The sequence below is a fragment of the Streptomyces lunalinharesii genome, assembly GCF_039532155.1.
Lineage (GTDB): Bacteria > Actinomycetota > Actinomycetes > Streptomycetales > Streptomycetaceae > Streptomyces > Streptomyces lunalinharesii.
Genome location: NZ_BAAARK010000006.1, coordinates 337,790 through 354,896 on the forward strand (window position 1 = coordinate 337,790; position 17,107 = coordinate 354,896).

A 17,107-nucleotide genomic window follows, 5' to 3' on the forward strand; every position below is an offset into this window, starting at 1 on the left:
CGCGCTGCCGGTGGCGCGACGGGAAAACGGTCAGCGCGTTGTCCGGTGCCCTTCGCGCCGGGCTCCGGCATCCGGTGTCGACAGGCGCAGGTCGAGCTTGTCGCCCTCGACGTCGAGGTCCGGCACGATCCGGTCCAGCCAGGCGGGCAGCCACCACGCCTTTCCCCGGGCGAGCGCCATGGCCGCGGGAACGAACGTCATCCGGATGACGAACGCGTCGATCAGGATTCCGACGGCGAGGGCGAACCCGAGCTGCTTGATCATCGGCTGGCCGTTGAAGACGAATCCGGAGAAGACCGCCACCATGATCGTGGCGGCTGCGATGACCACCCTGCTCGCCTGGGCGAAGCCGAAGACGGTCGCCCGTACCGGGTCCGCGCCGCGCACGTGGGCCTCGCGCATGGAGGTGACCAGGAACACCTGGTAGTCCATGGCCAGTCCGTAGAGCACGCCCGTGACGATGACGGGCAGCAGGCTGACGACGGGGGTGGTCGCATCGAGCCCGATCAACGGCTGGAGCCAACCCCACTGGAAGACCGCCGTGGTGACGCCGAAGGTGGCGGTCACGCTGAGCAGGAACCCGGCGGTGGCCATCAGCGGGATCAGCAGGGAGCGGAACACCAGGAGCAGGACGACGAGCGACAGGCCCAGAACGGTCATCAGGTAGAGCGGCAGAACGTCGGCGAGGCGGTCGGAGACGTCGATGGCCAGTGCCGTGAAGCCGGTGATGCCCAAGGTGACGCCGTGCGCCGCGTCGAGCGAGTGGCTCTGGGCGCGCACCGTGGCGGCGAGCTGCTTGGTGCCCTCGTCGTTCGGCCCGCGTTGGGGGACGAGTCCGAACAGGGCGGTGTTTCCGGTGGAGTTCATCGCCGCGAGGCTCACCGAGTCGGCGCCCTCGGCCGCCTTGAGTTCGCGGGCTATCGCGGCCAGGCTCTGCGGTGTGAGCGGGCGGCCCCGTTCCGCGGAGCGCGCCACGACCATCAGGGGGCCGTTGTATCCGGGGCCGAACGCCGCACTGACCGCCTGGTAGTTCTGGCGCTGCGGGGTGTCGGAGTGGTAGCTGGCGCCCGAGGGCAAGCCGAGTTGCATGTCGACGGCGGGGGCGGCCAGCGCCAGCGTCACCAGGCAGGTGACGAGGAAGACCGGCCCTCTGCGACGCACCAGAGCGTCGCCCCATCGCGTCGCGCGCCGTGCGGAGTTCCCGACCTGCTCGTGGGCACGGGCTCGCGCGCGGGCGGAGCAGATGTCCTCCTTCACCAGGCCCAGCACGGCGGGGAGGAACGTCAGGGCGAGCAGCACGGCGATGGCGATCGTGGCGGCGGCAGCCAGGGCCATGCTGGTGAGCAGGGTGATGCCGACGACGAGGAGTCCGGCGAGCGCGATGATGACGGTGCCGCCGGCGAAGAACACGGCGCTGCCCGCCGTGCCGAGCGCGCGGGCCGCGGCCTCCCGGGCGCTCAGCCCGTCGTCGAGGATGAGGCGCCGCTGGCGGTTGATGATGAACAGCGCGTAGTCGATGCCGACCGCCAGTCCCAACATGAGCGCCAACATGACGGTGAGGGAGTGGATTTCGAGAACGCCGGAGAGGGCGAAGGTGCCGCCCACGCCGATGACGACGCCGGTCATGGCCACGAGCAGCGGCAGGCCGGCGGCCACCAGGGACCCGAGGGCGATCAGGAGGACGAGGGCCGCGACAACCAGGCCGACGATCTCGCCGACGCCGACGACCTCGGGCATCTCCATCATCGTGGCCGAGGGCAACACCTCCAGATGGCCGCGGTCCGCCTGCTGCCGGGCGGCTTCGACCAGGCGGTCGATGGTGCCGGCAGGCAACTCGTAGGTCTGCTCGTCGAACTGGAACTGCAGCATGGCGGTGGATCCGTCGGCGGAGACCAGCACCCCGGGCAGGGGGCGGCCGCCGGCCCCCAGCAACGGCACCGGTGGCGTGGTCGTCTTGGGCGGGCCCGCCGCCTCGGCGACCGAATCCTGGGCGCGGGCCAGCGGATGAGCCGAGCCCTTGTCCGCCTGCTGCGCCAGTGCCTTGCGGGCGTCGACGACGTGTTCGTGCCGGTAGACGGCGTCCACGGCAGCGCGCAGCGCACCATGACTGGCCGGCCGATCGATCCGGCCGCCGTCCCGCGCCCGGAACACCAGCATGCCTTGGCCTCCGGACGCCTCCGGCATGTCCTTGGCCAGGTCGTCGATGACCTTCTGCGCCGGCGTCCCGTCGATGCGCACCTCGTTGCTGAGCTTGACCGGATTGACGACCAGCAACGACACCACGGCCGCGGCGATCGCCGCCCATCCGGCGATCACGAACCACGGCCTGGCGTAGGCAAACCGTCCCAGTTTGTACAGCAGTACGGACACAACCGCTTCCCACTTCCCCAGGTCAGGAGTCACCCCACCCGTTAAGTGAGAGTGCCCTATCAATACGATAGGAGACTATCACTACGGGCAGGTGGGTACCCTGCAACGTGAATCAGCGAGGAGTGCCCCATGCCGAAGGAAACGTCCCGCACGCCGCGAGCGCGCAGGGTTGACGCCCGTTCCAACGTGGAGCGCATCGTCGCGGCCGGACGCGCTGTCCTGGGGTCCGGCGAGGGCTCCTTGGACCGCATCGCCTCGGAGGCCGGCGTCGGCATCGCCACCCTGTACCGGCACTTCCCCAACCGCGAGGCCATCGTCCGGGCGGTGCTGGACGACATCCTCGGCACCGATCTGCTCCCCCTGGTCGAGGCGGCCACGGACTCCGCACACCCGCGCCAGAGCCTCCAGGACGTCGCCACCCGCCTCCTCGAACTGATCACTGACGAACGGGGCCTGGTCACGTTCGCCAGCAACTTCGCCGACGTCGCCGTCGACGCCCTGCAGCAGTTCAGCGACTCGCTGGCGCCGCTGCTGGCGAGGGCCCAGGAGGCGGGTGAAGTGCGGGACGACCTCACCGCGGCCGACATCCCGCACTTCCTGGTGATGGGCATCGCGGGGCTCGCCCTGCCGGGCACCACCGCCTCCATGCGGGCCCGGTTCATCGCCCTGCTCTTCGACTCCCTCCACCCGGCCCAGGCCACCCCCCTGCCCCCGCTACGGGACAACGAACAGCAGGACCTGGGCCGTGCCGTCAGTCGCGTCATCACCGGTTGAGGCGCCGTCGCGGGGCGCCCTGGTCACGTGCGGGTTGCCCGCATTCGGGGCGTGCCTGGCGCCGGAGGTGGTCGGCCAGGGCGGTGAGACGCCCGCGCAGCTCCGCGCGGTGCGCGGCGTCGTCGTCGGTGAAGGCGGTGTGTGCCTGCGGGATGGCGAGGGAGAAGTCCGTGACGTGGGCGCCCGCGGTGCTGAGGACCGTGCGCAGGTGGTCCTGAGCCCATTGGGCACCGTAGGTGCTGGGGCTGGCACTGATCACGGTGACGGCCTTGCCGGTGAGGGCGGCGTCGCCGAACGGCCGGGAGGCCCAGTCAAGGGCGTTCTTGAGCTGCCCGGGAATCGAGGCGTTGTACTCCGGCGTGGCGATCAGGACGTGATCGGCGTCGCGCAGTGCGGCCCGCAGGGACTCGACGGCGCCGGCGATGAGGTGCTCGTCGTCCTCCGAGAAGGGCGGCACGGCCGCCAGGCCGTCCCACACCGTCACGGTGGCGTCCTCCACCAACAAGGCGGCGACGGCCCGTAGGGCCTGGGTGTTGTGGGAGCCGGCGCGCAGGCTGCCGGACACCGCCAGGATGCGGGGACGGCGCGGGGAGTTGTCTGTGCTCACGTTGGATTTCCTCAGTCGTACGGGAGGTTGTGCGGGTGGTGACCTGCCGGGGCGTGCGGCCCGTTCCGGGTCAGCCGGGCAGGCGGGGGCGCAGTCGGGACCAGGCGAGGGTGGTCCACCGCGGGTGGTCGGCCAGGGCGGCCAGGACGTGTGCGTGGCACAGCCGAGGTGCGCACCAACAGCCCAGCGCCTGCCCACGCAAGTGGGGTAGGTCCGCGAGGAGTTGGGGGGTGTGGAGAAGGTAGTCGTGGAAGGCGCGGAGGGCGATTTCGCGGGCCTCGGGGGGCCCGGGCAGGACGGGGAAGGGGTTGTGCCAGCGCGAGGACGGGAGGTCCCAGCCGCCGCGGGCCATCCTGCGGCCCACGTAGCGCACGCCCTCCCGCCAGGCGGTGTCGTGGACGTGGCCCTTCATGTTGACCACGGTGGTGTCGTTCATGGCAGTTGCCTTTGCGGTGTCGTGGCCGGGGCGTTCGGGCCGCCCCGACCACCGCGTGTGAGGGGGCGTCAGGTGAGGGCGGAGCGCAGCGCCTGTGCCGCGCGGGCGGGGTCGGGCGCGTTGTAGAGGGCACCGCCGACGACGGCGACGAGGGCACCGGCGTCCCGGACGGCCACGAGGGTCGTGGCGTTGACGCCGCCCGCGACGGAGAACGGCACGCCGGATTCCCGGCCGGCGTCGAGCAGCCGCTGGAAGCTGAAGGTCGGTTCGGCCTGTTCGTCCAGGCCGGCGTGCATCTCGACGAACCGCGCTCCGAGCCCTGTCGCGCTGCGGGCCCGACCGGCCTTGTCGGCGACGCCGATCAGGTCGACCACCACGGCCTTGCCGTGCCGTTCGGCGGCGCGGACGGCGCCGGCGATGGTCGAGTCTCCCGCCGTTCCCAACACCGTGACGAGGTCGGCGCCCGCGCCGAAGGCGAGGTCGGCTTCGAGTTCGCCGGCGTCGGCGGTCTTCAGGTCGGCGAACACGGTGGTCAGCGGGTGGGCGTCCTTGACGGCGCGGACGGCGCCGAGTCCTTCGTTCTTGATCAGTGGCGTGCCGAGTTCGAGGATGTCGACCCACGGGGCGACCTTCGCGGCCAGGTCCAGGGCCTGTCGGGTGGTGGTGACGTCCATGGCTGCCTGCAGCTGCATGACGGACTCCGTTCTCTTCTGGTGATGAGCGATGCGTGGGGTCGGTGGTCGGGCTATTCGAGGTTGGAGTGGCGGGACCACAACTGGCCGTGTTCCTCGCCCTGGAGCTGTGTGAGGGTGTGGAAGAGGGCGTCGGTCGTCAGCAGCAGCGACTGTTCGAAGAGGCTGCCGGCGAACTGCCTGGACGCTGCCTGGTCGGGGCTCTGCTTGGCCGGGGCCGGCAGCACGACGGTGTGCGTGGCGACGGCGGCCAGCGGGGAGGTGGGGTCGGTGGTGAAGGCGAGCACGCGAGCCCCCGTGTCGAGGGCTTCACGGGCGGTGCGCAGGACACCGGGGGTGGTGCCCGATCCGGAGGCCGCCCACAGCAGGCAGCCTTCCGTGATGGCCGGCGTGGTGCTCTCCCCCACCACGTGCGCGGTGCGTCCGAGGTGCATCATCCGCATCGCGGCCGCCTTCATCACCAGTCCCGAGCGGCCGGCCCCGGTGAAGTACAGGGCCCAGGCGTCGTCGATCAGGCGGGGCACGGGCCGGAACCGGTCGGGGTCCAGCCGGGCGACGAGCCGGGCGTTCTCCTGAACGACGAGGTCCAGGTTCGTGGCCACCAGATCGGGGATCAGGTGGTCCTCGTGCGCGGTCGCGAAGGTGTTCATCGTGGTTCTCCGCTCTCGCCCCGTCCCGGTCGGGACGCGGCGGGTCGTGCCTTACGGGTGGGTGGTGCGGGCGGTGTCCTGCGTCGCCCGCCGTCGGGGCTCGGACGCCGCCGCGGCCCGGGATGCGGGCGCCGGGGAGGTGTGGGCGCAAAAGCGCACGGCCGTGATCAGCACGACGGTCGCGCCGGCGAGAACGGCGCCGATGACGGCGGTGGCGTTCAGGCCGGAGGCGAACGCCGCGTGCAGCAGGTGGTCGGTGGCGGCGCGCGCCGACCCGGTCAGGTGGTCGGTCAGCTCCCCGATGGTTCCGGCGGAGAGTTGGCCGGCCGCCCGGTGGGCGTCGGGGACGTGGCCGGTCAGCTCGTGCTGCATCCGGGCGGCGGTGAGCGTTCCGAAGACGGCGACGCCGAGGGCGTAGCCGAGCTGCTGGAAGGTGCTGTAGGCGCCACTGGCCATCCCCGAGCGCCGGCTGTCCACCGCCTCCATCGCCAGGGCCGAGGAGGCCGGCGTGAGCAGGCCCACGCCCAGGCCGCTGACGATGAGCCCGGGCACCAGGACCGCCCAGCCCGCGGAGGCGTGCAGCACGGCCTGCCCCAGCGCGCCGACGCCGATGAGTGCGAGTCCGGCCAGCATCCTCGCCTTGAGCGGGACCCGCGCGAGGGCCCGACTGCCGAGTGCGGAGACCAGCACCGCGGCGATGGCCTGCGGCACGATCACCAGTCCGGCGCGCAACGGGGACAGGCCCGTGAGGGACTGCAGCCACACCGACGTGTAGGGCTGGAAGCCGAACGCCACGACCTGCCCGACGAAAATGGCCAACACGGCGCTGACGAACGTCGGCTGTCGGAACAGCGCGAGGTCCAGCATCGGATGGGCGCTGCGCCGCTGGACGAGGACGAAGGCCACCGCGGCGACCAGGAAGATGCCCAGCGGGAAGAGGGTCTGCAGGCCGCCCCATCCGCTACCGTGCGCCTGGGTCAGTCCGTAGACGAGCATGGTGCCTGCGAGGGCGAACAACAGCAGGCCGGGGACGTCCATCCGCCGCCGCTGCACGGCGATCGCCGGCTCCGTCACGGGCCGCTCGGTGATCACCCGTTGGGTCAGCAGCACCGTGGCGGCGGCGATCGGCAGATTGATGAAGAAGATCCACCGCCAGGTCAGTCCCTGCGTCAGCAGGCCGCCCAGGACCGGACCGAGCGCCGCGGCACCGGAGGCCACCGCGCCCCAGACCCCCAGCGCCACCGACCGTGCACGGCCCGTGTAGGCGGCGGTCAGCAACGACAACGTGGCGGTGAACATCGCGGCAGCGCCGAGCCCTTGGACGATCCGGGCGGCGATCAGCATGCCGGTCGACGAGGCCAGGCCGCAGGCCAACGAGGCGACGGCGAAGAGCACCAGACCCGCCAGGTAGACGGGCCGTCGTCCCTTGATGTCGGCGACCATGCCCACGCCGAGGAGGGCCGCTGCCAGGGCCAGGGCGTAGCCGTCGATCACCCACTGCAGGCCCGACAGGTCGGTGCCCAAGGCGTCCGACATCGCCGGCAGTGCGACCAGGACGATGGTCACGTCCAGCAGCAACATGAACGTCCCCAGGCATATCGCCACCAGGGGTCCCCACTTGCGCATGGGAAGTCTCCAAACTCACGGCTGTCTTGGGGGCGTAACCCCCGTGGAGCTCCACCGTGGGCACCGCCCCGCCCGCCCGGGGAGCCACCCGCCGTGTTCCGGAGGAAACCAGCACGACGCAGGGGTGCCATGAGAGATTTCCGCACGCTCGACCGAACGACCCGCCGTCAGACCGGGCCGGACCCCGCCGGACGGCGACAGACCGCGGCAGCCCTCAGTGGCAGCACGGAGCACCGCAGCGAGCCAGGACCCTGCCGGACCGGCAGCCAGGCAGGTCAGCGACCGCGGTTCCTGGGGAGGTGGGTGGCGGGTGCCTGGCGCGTCGGTACGCGCGGGGTGAGGCGTTTGACCTCACGGATGATCGGTGTGGTCTCGACGGCCTGGACCTCGGGGAGGGCACCGACGTAGTGGTTGAGGTAGAGGTACAGCTCGGTGGCGTTGCGGCAGATGACGGTAGCGACGAGGTTGGAGGGGCCCGAGGTGGCGGCGACGAGGTCGGTCTGCGGATGGGCGCTGAGGGTTTCCCCGACGGTCTGCAGTGCCCCGGGCGCGACCCGGAGCCAGAGCACGGCCTGTTTGCGGTAGCCGAGCTGGGCCGGGGGGAAGTCGACACAGATGCGGATCGCACCCGTCTCCCGGAGCCGGTCCAGGCGTCGGTGGACGCTCGACGCGGACAGGCCGACGGCCGTGCTCAACTCCGGCAGCGTGGCACGCGCGTCCTTGGCGAGTGCGCCGAGCAACCCGTGGTCGGCGTCGTCGAGCGTGACCGTCTCCTGCGCCGCACCCAGTGCCGTCAGGGAAGGGGGATCCGCCGCGGGGAACGGCTCGTCGGTGCCGGGCGGGAGCAGCGCCTGGTGCTGCTCGGGGGTGAGGGCGCCCAGTTTCGTGTACCAGTGGGGAGGGTTGCCGCAAAAAGTGCGCAGGAAGCAGTGGGCGTCGAAGGCGACGATGCGGGGCGTGCGGGGCAGGGTGCGCAACAGGACGTCCTCGTCCTCCTCGGCACTGGTGGTGTTGATCGCGCAGTGCAGCTCCGTGCCGCCGGACGCGATGCTGACGTAACCAGTGTTGGGGCGCAGGGCGAGGGCGTCGGCGATGGTGGTCGCGGCGTCCGGCGCGCACCGCAACCGCAGCAGCCAACGCGTGTAGCCCAGGCGTTCGGGGTCGGGTTCGCCGACGACGCGCAGCCCTGCGGTGCGCATCCGCCGGTACCGGCGGGCGATGGTGTGTTCGGAGACGCCGACGACCGGGGCGATGCGGCGGAACTGCGCCCGCCCGTCGAGTTGCAGTGCGTGCAGCAGCTGCCGATCGAGCCTGTCCACGGTGCTGGTATCTGCCATACCGCCCCTCGTACCGCTGGAATCCTTCACCGTGCCGACGACGCCTGCACCCGCCGTGCCGCACGGAACGACCGTGGAACACGAAGCGGACGGGCGGCACAACCATGGCTCACGGCTCGAAAATCATGCCATTTTCACCCTTTGGGTACCATTTCACCCCTCGCCTGCGACGTGTCAGATCACCGCTTCGAAGAGCGAGAACGCCCTGCCGCAACAGGTGCGGAGCGGCATCCGACGACTTACCGTGCCCGCTCGGACACAAGGCCGCCGACGTCGTCGGGAGCATCGGCGAGGGCGTTGCCGAGAGGGCGCCCGGTGACTTCGTCCCCGTCAACGGGCGCGCGGCGTAAGGCCGGCGGCGCTCAGCCGCCGCGTCGTACCCGGGCCGCCGCGCGGGCCTCGGCGAGCTTGCGGGCCTCGTTTGCCTTACGGGACTTTCCGCCGGTGCCGCGGGCGGTGGCGGTGGCTTTGTTGCTGCCCAGGCCGCGGAAGGGGACGTTGGTGTTCTTGGGGCGGGGTGCGGCGGGCCCGCCGTCGAGGGGGACGCCGGAGGGGGCCTTGGCGCCGGTGATCTTGCTCAGTTCCGCCTCGCCCGACCGCACCTTGGTGACCGTCGGCTCGATGCCGGCCTCGGCGATCAGCCGGGTCGTCTCCCGGCGCTGGCCCGACAGCACCAGCGTGACGACCCTGCCGGACTCACCGGCCCGGGCGGTGCGGCCCGCACGGTGCACGTAGTCCTTGGGATCGGTGGGCGGGTCGACGTTCACCACGAGATCGAGGTCGTCGACGTGCAGGCCACGGGCCGCGACATTGGTCGCCACCAGGACGGTGACCTGGCCGTTCTTGAACTGTGCGAGGGTCCGGGTGCGCTGCGGCTGGGACTTTCCGCTGTGCAGGGCCTCGGCGTGCACCCCGCTGGCCCGCAGGTGCCGGGTGAGCTGGTCGACGGCGTGCTTGGTGTCCAGGAACAGCAGTACGCGGCCGTCGCGGGCGGCGATCTCCGTGGTGACGGCGTACCGGTCGGGGCCGTGGACGACCAGCACGTGGTGGTCCATCGTCGTGACCGCACCGGCGGACGGATCGACGGAGTGGACGACCGGGTCGTGGAGGTGGCGGCGGACCAGGTCCTCGACGTCGCGGTCCAGGGTGGCCGAGAACAACATCCGCTGACCGTCGCGGTGCACCTGGTCGAGCGCCTCGGTGACCTGCGGCAGGAAGCCCATGTCGCACATCTGGTCGGCCTCGTCGAGGACGGTGATCCGTACCCGTCCCAGGTTGCAGGCCCGGCGCTCGATGAGGTCGTGCAGGCGGCCGGGCGTGGCGACGACGACCTCCGCCCCGTCGCGCAGCGCGGCGACCTGCCGGCCGATCGACAGGCCGCCGACGACGGTGGCCATCCTCAGTCGGAGGGCGTCGGCATACGGCGCGAGCGCCTCGGTCACCTGCTGGGCCAGCTCCCGGGTGGGCACCAGGACCAGGGCGAGGGGCTGCTTCGGCTCGGCGCGCCGCCCGGCGGTCCGTGCGAGCAGCGGCAGGCCGAAGGCGAGGGTCTTGCCCGATCCCGTGCGGCCGCGCCCCAGGACGTCGCGTCCGGCGAGGGCATTGGGCAGCGTGGCTGCCTGGATCGGGAAGGGTTCGCGCACGCCGAGCGCGGTGAGCGTGCGCAGCACCTCGGCCGGCAGTTCCATGTCGGCGAAGCCGATCGGGGGCACCGCCGGTGCGGGGGTCACGGGCCGGGCGGGGTCGCCGTACGCGGTGCCGACGTGGTCCGGGTGGTTCATGAAGAGCCTTCCGCAGGGGGAACGTACCGAGGAAGGCCCGGCAGGAACGAGCAGCCGACGATCAGGAGGAACCGCACGAACGGAGTCGCCAGCCCTCACTTCCGTCCAAACATTTGACCCTAACACAAAGTGACTTTTCGGTCGGCGCTGCGGTGCCGAGCCGGCCCGCCGAGCAGGTACCGAAAGGGGACCCCTACGCGCGGCCCCGTCCCCTAGGTTCGTTCCATGGCCTCAACCGGCGATCCTGAGAACCGAGTTGGCGAGGCGCGACCGCCTTTGGTGACCCGTCCGCTGCTGTTGCGCTTCGTGACGGTCGTCGGTTCCTCGGCGAGCTTCTTCCTGCTGCTGTCGGTGGTCCCGGCGTACGCGCAGAGCGTGCCGGGCCGGGGCAGTGACCAGGCGGGCCTGGTCACCGGTGCGTTGATGTCGGCCACGGTGGGCGGCGAGCTGATCGCTCCGTGGCTGGCGGCGCGTTGCGGCCACCGCATGCTGCTGGGGGCGGGGTTGTTGTTGCTGGGTGCCCCGGCGCTGGTCCTGACCGCGTCGCAGAGCATGGGGTGGATCGTGGCGGTGTGCCTCGTCCGCGGGCTCGGCTTCGCCTTCACCCTGGTGGCGGGCGGGGCGTTGACGGCGTCGCTGATCCCGCCCGAACGTCGTGGGGAGGGGCTGGCCCTGATCGGCGTCATGGCCGGTGTGCCGTCGCTGGTGGGCCTGCCGCTCGGATCCTGGCTGGCGTTGCACACGGGGTACGGGCCCGTCTGCACGGCGGCGGCGCTGCTCGCCCTGGTCTCCGTCGTCGCCGTCCTGGGCCTGCCCGGTCGGGAAGCGGCGCAGGGGCCGTCGCCGGGGATCTTCGCCGGGGCCCGTTCCGGCACGCTCGGCCGCCCCACGGCGATGTTCGCGGTGACGGCCATCGGCGCGGGAATCATCGTCACGTTTCTGCCGTTGGCCGTGGCGCCGGGCCGATCGGGCGTGGTCGCGGCGGCGCTCTTCGTGCAACCGGCCGCCGCGACCGCTTCCCGCTGGTTCGCCGGCCGGCGCGCCGACCGGAGCGGAGCCGCCGGGCTGGTCGTGCCGGGACTGGTGGTCTCGGCCGCCGGCATCCTCGTCGTCACCCGCACCGACTTCCCGGTGGCGGTCGTGATGGGGGCGGCCGTGTTCGGGGCCGGCTTCGGCATCACCCAGAGCGCCACCATCACGCTGATGTACTCCCGGGTCCCGGCCTCCGGGTACGCGACGGTGAGCGCCCTGTGGAACATCGCCTACGACGCGGGCATGGGCATCGGCGCGGTCGGCTTCGGCACGGTGGCCGGCTCGACCGGCTACCCCTGGGCGTTCGCCCTGACCGCGCTCCTGATGCTGACGGCCCTCGTCCCGGCCTGGTGGGACCGCACGGCGGCGCGCGATCAGCCTGCGCCGGCCCGGGGGCCGCGGGTGGTGACGGCGGAGGAGAAGCAGTGAGCGACGGCCTGCGTCGCCGCCCGCGTCCGCGCGCCGACCGGGGGTCCGGGGGTTCGGCTGGCAGACGTGGACGCCCCTCCCGTGAGGTGACGCCGGCCGCACCGGCGGCTCCCCCGAGGCGGCGCGCGCCCGACCGACCACAGCCCGCTCCGCCCGCCTGGTCGCAGAGCGCCGTGTCGTGTGCGGGACGACCGCTCAGTCGACCCTGACGACGTACTTGCCCCGTACCCCGCCCGCTTCCAGCGCCCGGTGGGCCGCCGCCGTCTCCTCCAGCGGGAAGACCGTGTCCACCACCGGCTCCAGCTTGCCCTCCGTCACGTGGCGGGCGAGGTCGTCGAAGTGCGCGCGTACGGGGTCGCCGCTGAAGAAGTGCACCCGGCCGGGACCGTGTACGGCGCTGGCCGCGAGGGAGCCCAGCGAGGCGATGGGCCGCGTCATGTCGAACGCGAGGGCGACCATGCGTCCGCCGGGCTTCAGCAGCCGCCGGAAGGTGCGCAGGTCGGTGCCGGCGGTGTCGACGATCACGTCGAACGGGCCCAGTTCCGCCGGGGTCACGGTCCGGTGGTCGATGGCGTGGTGGGCACCGAGCGTGCGCACGAAGTCGAGGTTGGCGGCGCGAGCCAGCGCCGTGACCTGGGCCCCGTATGCCCTTCCGAGCTGGACGGCGGCGCTGCCGACGCCGCCCGCCGCGCCCCGCACGAGGAGCCGTTCCCCGGGGCGCAGCGCGGCCTTGTCGCGCAGGGCGGTGACGGCCGTGGTGGCCGTCGCCGGTAGGGCGGCGGCGGCCACGAGGTCGAGGTCGTCGGGGACCCGGCCGAGCCGCTGGGGCGGTACCGTCAGGTACTCGGCGGCGCTGCCGAATCCGGGGAGCCGGCCCGCGACGCCCCACACCCGGTCGCCGACCGCGACGCCGGTCGTGCCGGTGCCGAGCGCGACGACCTCGCCGGTGAAGTCCTGCCCCATGCGCTGCGGGAACTTCCGGCCGGTCAGGAGGCGGGTCCGGCCGGCGCGGAACGCCATTTCACCGCCGTTCACGCTGAGCGCGCGCACCCGCACCAGGACCTCGCCGGGGGCCGGTTCGGGGCGGGGCACGCGGCCCACGTACAGCACCTCGGGGCCGCCGAAGCGGTCGAAGAGTACGGCTTTCATCGTGCGGTCGTTCATCGTTCTCACCTTCGCGGGGGCCGGTATCTGGGCGCCGAGCGTAGGCTGCCAAGTGGACGAGATCGTCCACTTGAGTCGGAGGTGAGAGAAAGTGGTGGGGGAATCCTCTCGGATCGCGGGTCACGACGGGTTGCGGTCGGACGCCCTGCGCAACCGGCAGCGCATCCTCTCGGCTGCCCGCGCGGTCTTCGCCGACCACGGCATCGACGCGCCCATGGCGACCGTGGCCCGACGGGCGGGGGTCGGCGTGGCGACGCTGTACCGGCGGTTCCCGACCCGGGACGCCCTGGTGCGGGCCGCGTTCGCGCAACAGATGGACGCCTGCGCCCAGGCGCTCACCGAGGCACTGGCGGATCCCGATCCGTGGCGGGGCTTCGAGCGGCTGGTCGAGACGGTCTGCGCACTGCAACGGGAGGAACGGGGCTTCCCGGCCGCGTTCGTCGCGGCCTTCCCGCACAGCACGCGAGAACACGCGCGGGCACGGGAACGGGCCGAGCAGGACTTCACGGCCCTCGTCCGCCGGGCCCAAGCGGCCGGCGCACTGCGAGCCGACTTCCACCCCTCCGACCTCGCCGTGGCCCTGTTGTCCCACTGCGGTCTGGTCACCGCACTTCCGGATGACCGTGCGGCGTCCCGGCGCCTGGTGGCGTACCTGCTCCAGTCGTTCCGCGCCGAGGCGGCCCGCGAACCGCTGCCGCCGCCGAGCGGGCTGTCGCTGCGAAGCTTTCCGCTCGCGGCCTACGGTTCCCCGGCACCGCGGCCCTCCGGGGCCTGACGTGAGGTCGATGCCGCACCGGTGCGCGCACAGGTCCCGCCAACGGGGCCGGCTCCCCCGGCCGCAAGGCCCTGACCTGGTCTTGGGCGTCCTCGTGGATCTGCTGGACGCTCCGGTTCGGCCGTCACCACGCGTGCCGGGGCGGACCGCCGGAGGCTAGAATCCTCCTGCTCAAGCCCTCCGTCGACCTCCGGAACCGGCGAATTCGGGGAGTGTCCGGGCCGTTGGGGAGGGCCTGGGATGAATCGACTGCACGAGCCGGCAGGAACGTGAAGGACAGTGAACGAGGCAGGCGCGCAGGTCCGCAGCGGCCGTAGGAGCAGCACCGCGGGTTTCGAGCAGTGCCCGGGGGACTCCGTAACGAACGTCGTGGCGGCCGACGGGTCCGGTCCCGGCGCCCCGGACGGCGGCGTCCGGGACGTCTGCGCGCGTCGCCTCGCTGCCCGCGCGCGGGCAGCCGCCCGACGGCTCCCCAAGGACGTGCCGTGACCGAAGGACTGCGGGAACGCAAGAAGCGGCAGACCCGGCAGCGCATCTCCGAGACGGCCCTCGGCCTGTTCGTGGCGCGGGGCTTCGACGGGGTCACCATCGCCGAGGTCGCGGCGGCGGCGGACGTCTCCGTCAACACCCTCTACAACTACTTCGCGGCGAAGGAAGACCTCGTCCTGCCGCCGGACCAAGCCTCTCCGCAACGGCTCGCCGACATCGTGCGCGCCCGGCAGCCCGGCGAGTCCGCCGCGCGGGCGGTGCTCGACCGGCTGCGGGACGAACTGCGGCGGCGCGACCGGGCGGTGGGCCTGACCGCGGGCTTCGGCCCGGTCTTCGAGATGATGCGGGCCGCCCCCACCCTCACGGCCCGGCTGGAGGACCTCGGCCGGCAGATGACCGACGCCCTCGCGGCGGTCCTGACCGAGGAGACCGGCGCGGCGCCCGGGGACCAGACGCCGCGCGTGGTCGCCAGTCAGATCGGCTGGTTCCACTCGCTGGTCTACGGCGAGATCGGCCGGCGCATCGTGGCGGGCGAAAAGCCCGCCACGATCGCCGCGGCCCTGCTGGAGCTGCTCGACGTCGTCGAGGAGACGCTGGGCGAACGGGCGCTCACCTACGCGATCCGCGAGGGCTGACGCCGCCGGGGCGTCAGTGGCCCTTGGCCGACGTCCGGTACGGCGCCGTGGCCTGCTGCGCCGCGTAGAGGAGGGCGGGCTTCAACTTCGGCCAGAAGTAGCTGTTTTGGCAGGAGAAGGCCGGCGTGAAGCCGGAGCAGCCGCGTCCGTCGCTGTCGCCGATCTCGATGGTGAGGCTGGCCAGTCCCAGCTTGTCGTACGTCCAGTCGTCGGTGCCGCCGGACGCGTCGTAGAGGATCTCGCCGGCCTGCCCGGACTGGTACCCGGTGAGCGAGCCGAGCCGTCCGGCGAGGGCGCGCAGCGCGGCGTCGTTGCCGGTGTGGATGGTGTGGTCGGCCTCCCAGGGGAGCAGGACCATGCTGGCGTCGCTGTGCAGGCTGATCATCAGGCCCTTGGCGGTGGCCGGCGCCGGATCGCTGTCGCCGGTGCCGGTGCGCACGGCCGGGTACAGCTTGCGGAACAGGCCCTCCAGTGCGGTGTTCTCCGGTTCGGAGTCGGCGGCGGGGCCACGGTAGATCTCGCTGCACGGCTGCGTGGAGGTGCCGGCGCCGCCCCAGTGGGTGCCCGCGTTGCGGTTGAGGTCCACACCGATCTGACCGTTGGCGCCGCAGCTGCCGCCCTTGGCGTCGTCGGCGTTCTTGCGCTGGAGGATGGGGTCGTCACCGCCCTGGGCGACGATGTCGACGCCGTCCGGGTTGGTGATCGGGACGATCCACATCTCGGTGGAGTCCATCAGCGCGGTGATCTTGGGGTCCTTGCCGTAGTCGTTGGTGAGGGTGTCGATCCAGCGCCAGGAGACCTCGCCGGTGGTGAGCTCGCGGGCGTGGATCTGGCTCATCAGGAAGAAGCGCGGCTTGGGTGCCTTCGGGTCGAGCTGGCAGTCGCCCTGCTTCATCTTGGTGACGCAGATGGCCTTGAGGTCGCGACCGCCGCGTCCCTGCTGCTTGAGCCAGGACTGTCCGTAGGTGACGACCTTGGCCATGTCCGGGTGCTGGGCGGCGACTTGGTCGAGGTGGGCGTAGTGCGCGTCGACGGTGTGGTAGCCGCCGTCGTAGGTGTCGTCGACGCCGCCGCCCGCGCGGGGCGCGCGGGGCTGGTGGGCCAGCGGCTGCCGCCTGGTCTCGACGGCGGTGGGGGTGAAGCCGAGCCGGCGCAGTCCGGCCGCCGTGGACGGGTCGCCCATGACGAACAGGTCGTCGCCCTGGCGCCGTTCGATCAGGTCGAAGCCGGCGGACATCAGCTTCTGGGCGTCCTGCCGGTCGTGGGTGGGGACGCGGTAGACGACGACGGTGCGCTCGCCGGACGCGTCGGACCGTTGCGGGGCCCGGGCGAGGGCGGACGGGGACATCGGGGACAGGGCCGTGAGCGCCAGGACCATCGCTGCCGCAGCCGTGGTCACTAGGGCTTTCCGGGGCATGACATGGCCTTCCGTGGGGGGTGGTCGGCATCGGCGAGCGGGCGGGACGCGGCCTGCGCGCACGTCTCGCCCGCGGCGGCTTCCGGACGGCCGGACCATGCGGCGCTCCGGACGCTTCGGCTGATGCCACGGGGTAAATCGCAGGCATGATGCCCTGCCGAGGCCCCGTCGCGAAGGGGGATTCCCGGACATCCTTGAAAGCGAAGTCAGCAGCAGTACAAGGGAGTTCGGTCGGATTGAGCCGGCCGTGCGGCTCTCCGGTTCGGTGCGCGGTCCGCGGCCCCGGGGCGGCTCACGGCCGCACGACGTGTCCACGCATCGTGCCCTCCACGACGTCGACGTAGGCCCGGGCGACCTCGGCCACCGGGGTGCCCGGGGCGCCGTCCTCGCCCATGCCCTCCAAGGTCTCCTTGATCCAGCCGGGGCTGACGAGGTTGATGCGCAGGCGTCGGGGCAGTTCGCCGGCGGCGTTGCGGACGAAGCCGGCCAGGCCGGAGTTGACCAGGGCGCACAGCGATCCGCCGGCCAGGGGCGCGGTGAAGGTGCCTCCGGTCAGGGTGATGGAACCGCCGTCCCGCAGGTGGCGCACGGCTCGCCGGGCCAGCGCCACCTGTCCCAGCAGCTTGCCCTGGATGCCGTCGACGAACGCGTCGTCCGTCACCGTCGCCAGGTCCACCAACGGGCCGCTGGCGGCGCAGCAGACCACCGCGTCGAGGTCCGGGACGCCGTCGAGGAGCGCGTCCAGGGAGGACGGGTCCTCCAGGTCGGTGCGCAGCGGTCCGCGGCGGGACGCCCGGACCACCTCGTGCGAGGCTTCCAGTGCCTGGGCGACGGCGCTGCCGATCGTTCCCGTCGCCCCGATGACGAGTACCTTCATGGTGCCGATCATGTCA

The 17,107-nt window shown here is 72.3% G+C and carries 15 protein-coding genes; 4 read left to right on the plus strand and 11 right to left on the minus strand.

Annotated elements, in window-relative coordinates:
- Positions 1 to 30: 30 nt before the first annotated feature.
- Positions 31 to 2,370: an MMPL family transporter gene (locus tag ABD385_RS12895; RefSeq protein WP_344575314.1), complete on the minus strand. Its 2,340-nt coding sequence runs from the start codon at positions 2,368 to 2,370 to the stop codon at positions 31 to 33.
- Between the two features lie 129 nt (positions 2,371 to 2,499).
- On the opposite strand from ABD385_RS12895, the gene ABD385_RS12900 reads away from it, so the two are divergent.
- A complete protein-coding gene (locus ABD385_RS12900; protein ID WP_344575315.1) occupies positions 2,500 to 3,144 on the plus strand; it encodes a TetR/AcrR family transcriptional regulator in 645 nt (214 codons plus the stop codon).
- Here ABD385_RS12900 and ABD385_RS12905 read toward each other — a convergent pair.
- The 7 genes from ABD385_RS12905 to ABD385_RS12935 all read right to left on the minus strand — a co-directional run bounded on the left by ABD385_RS12905 (position 3,134) and on the right by ABD385_RS12935 (position 10,273).
- Positions 3,134 to 3,751 carry an NADPH-dependent FMN reductase gene (locus tag ABD385_RS12905; RefSeq protein WP_344575316.1) on the minus strand — a complete coding sequence of 206 codons (618 nt, stop codon included), beginning with the start codon at positions 3,749 to 3,751 and terminating at the stop codon, positions 3,134 to 3,136. The two genes, ABD385_RS12900 and ABD385_RS12905, sit on opposite strands and share 11 nt — an antisense overlap.
- 70 nt (positions 3,752 to 3,821) lie before the next feature.
- A complete protein-coding gene (locus ABD385_RS12910) occupies positions 3,822 to 4,187 on the minus strand; it encodes a DUF4326 domain-containing protein (RefSeq protein WP_344575317.1) in 366 nt (121 codons plus the stop codon).
- 68 nt (positions 4,188 to 4,255) lie between these two features.
- Positions 4,256 to 4,879, minus strand: coding sequence for a 3-hexulose-6-phosphate synthase (gene hxlA, locus ABD385_RS12915; protein WP_344575318.1), 624 nt, complete (start codon positions 4,877 to 4,879; stop codon positions 4,256 to 4,258).
- 53 nt (positions 4,880 to 4,932) lie between these two features.
- Complete coding sequence (gene hxlB, locus ABD385_RS12920) at positions 4,933 to 5,529, minus strand: 6-phospho-3-hexuloisomerase (protein WP_344575319.1); 597 nt, start codon at positions 5,527 to 5,529, stop codon at positions 4,933 to 4,935.
- Between the two features lie 51 nt (positions 5,530 to 5,580).
- On the minus strand, positions 5,581 to 7,155 hold the full coding sequence (locus ABD385_RS12925; protein WP_344575320.1) for an MFS transporter: 1,575 nt from the start codon (positions 7,153 to 7,155) through the stop codon (positions 5,581 to 5,583).
- Between the two features lie 275 nt (positions 7,156 to 7,430).
- Positions 7,431 to 8,492, minus strand: a complete 1,062-nt coding sequence (locus ABD385_RS12930; protein WP_344575321.1) for an Lrp/AsnC family transcriptional regulator — start codon at positions 8,490 to 8,492, stop codon at positions 7,431 to 7,433.
- Between the two features lie 362 nt (positions 8,493 to 8,854).
- A complete protein-coding gene (locus tag ABD385_RS12935) occupies positions 8,855 to 10,273 on the minus strand; it encodes a DEAD/DEAH box helicase (protein WP_344575322.1) in 1,419 nt (472 codons plus the stop codon).
- A gap of 279 nt (positions 10,274 to 10,552) precedes the next feature.
- Between ABD385_RS12935 and ABD385_RS12940 the strand changes: the two genes are divergently transcribed.
- Positions 10,553 to 11,734, plus strand: a complete 1,182-nt coding sequence (locus ABD385_RS12940) for an MFS transporter (RefSeq protein WP_344575323.1) — start codon at positions 10,553 to 10,555, stop codon at positions 11,732 to 11,734.
- Positions 11,735 to 11,929: 195 nt separating this feature from the next.
- On the opposite strand, the gene ABD385_RS12945 is transcribed toward ABD385_RS12940, so the two are convergent.
- Positions 11,930 to 12,898, minus strand: coding sequence for an NAD(P)-dependent alcohol dehydrogenase (locus tag ABD385_RS12945; protein ID WP_344575324.1), 969 nt, complete (start codon positions 12,896 to 12,898; stop codon positions 11,930 to 11,932).
- 94 nt (positions 12,899 to 12,992) lie between these two features.
- Between ABD385_RS12945 and ABD385_RS12950 the strand changes: the two genes are divergently transcribed.
- Positions 12,993 to 13,673, plus strand: coding sequence for a TetR/AcrR family transcriptional regulator (locus tag ABD385_RS12950; RefSeq protein ID WP_344575325.1), 681 nt, complete (start codon positions 12,993 to 12,995; stop codon positions 13,671 to 13,673).
- Between the two features lie 485 nt (positions 13,674 to 14,158).
- Positions 14,159 to 14,797: a TetR/AcrR family transcriptional regulator gene (locus tag ABD385_RS12955; RefSeq protein WP_344575326.1), complete on the plus strand. Its 639-nt coding sequence runs from the start codon at positions 14,159 to 14,161 to the stop codon at positions 14,795 to 14,797.
- Positions 14,798 to 14,810: 13 nt separating this feature from the next.
- On the opposite strand, the gene ABD385_RS12960 is transcribed toward ABD385_RS12955, so the two are convergent.
- Both ABD385_RS12960 and ABD385_RS12965 read right to left on the minus strand, forming a co-directional pair.
- Positions 14,811 to 16,196, minus strand: a complete 1,386-nt coding sequence (locus ABD385_RS12960) for a M14 family zinc carboxypeptidase (RefSeq protein ID WP_344575327.1) — start codon at positions 16,194 to 16,196, stop codon at positions 14,811 to 14,813.
- Positions 16,197 to 16,506: 310 nt separating this feature from the next.
- Positions 16,507 to 17,091, minus strand: a complete 585-nt coding sequence (locus ABD385_RS12965) for a short chain dehydrogenase (RefSeq protein WP_344575328.1) — start codon at positions 17,089 to 17,091, stop codon at positions 16,507 to 16,509.
- Between the last annotated feature and the right edge of the window lie 16 nt (positions 17,092 to 17,107).

What these genes read in the sequence shown, in the direction of transcription:
- hxlB (WP_344575319.1), bottom strand. Translation starts at nt 5,529, where the DNA reads ATGAACACCTTCGCGACCGCGCACGAGGACCACCTGATCCCCGATCTG.
- ABD385_RS12965 (WP_344575328.1), bottom strand. Translation starts at nt 17,091, where the DNA reads ATGAAGGTACTCGTCATCGGGGCGACGGGAACGATCGGCAGCGCCGTC.
- hxlA (WP_344575318.1), bottom strand. Translation starts at nt 4,879, where the DNA reads ATGCAGCTGCAGGCAGCCATGGACGTCACCACCACCCGACAGGCCCTG.
- ABD385_RS12945 (WP_344575324.1), bottom strand. Translation starts at nt 12,898, where the DNA reads ATGAACGACCGCACGATGAAAGCCGTACTCTTCGACCGCTTCGGCGGC.
- ABD385_RS12900 (WP_344575315.1), top strand. Translation starts at nt 2,500, where the DNA reads ATGCCGAAGGAAACGTCCCGCACGCCGCGAGCGCGCAGGGTTGACGCC.
- ABD385_RS12935 (WP_344575322.1), bottom strand. Translation starts at nt 10,273, where the DNA reads ATGAACCACCCGGACCACGTCGGCACCGCGTACGGCGACCCCGCCCGG.
- ABD385_RS12925 (WP_344575320.1), bottom strand. Translation starts at nt 7,155, where the DNA reads ATGCGCAAGTGGGGACCCCTGGTGGCGATATGCCTGGGGACGTTCATG.
- ABD385_RS12930 (WP_344575321.1), bottom strand. Translation starts at nt 8,492, where the DNA reads ATGGCAGATACCAGCACCGTGGACAGGCTCGATCGGCAGCTGCTGCAC.
- ABD385_RS12910 (WP_344575317.1), bottom strand. Translation starts at nt 4,187, where the DNA reads ATGAACGACACCACCGTGGTCAACATGAAGGGCCACGTCCACGACACC.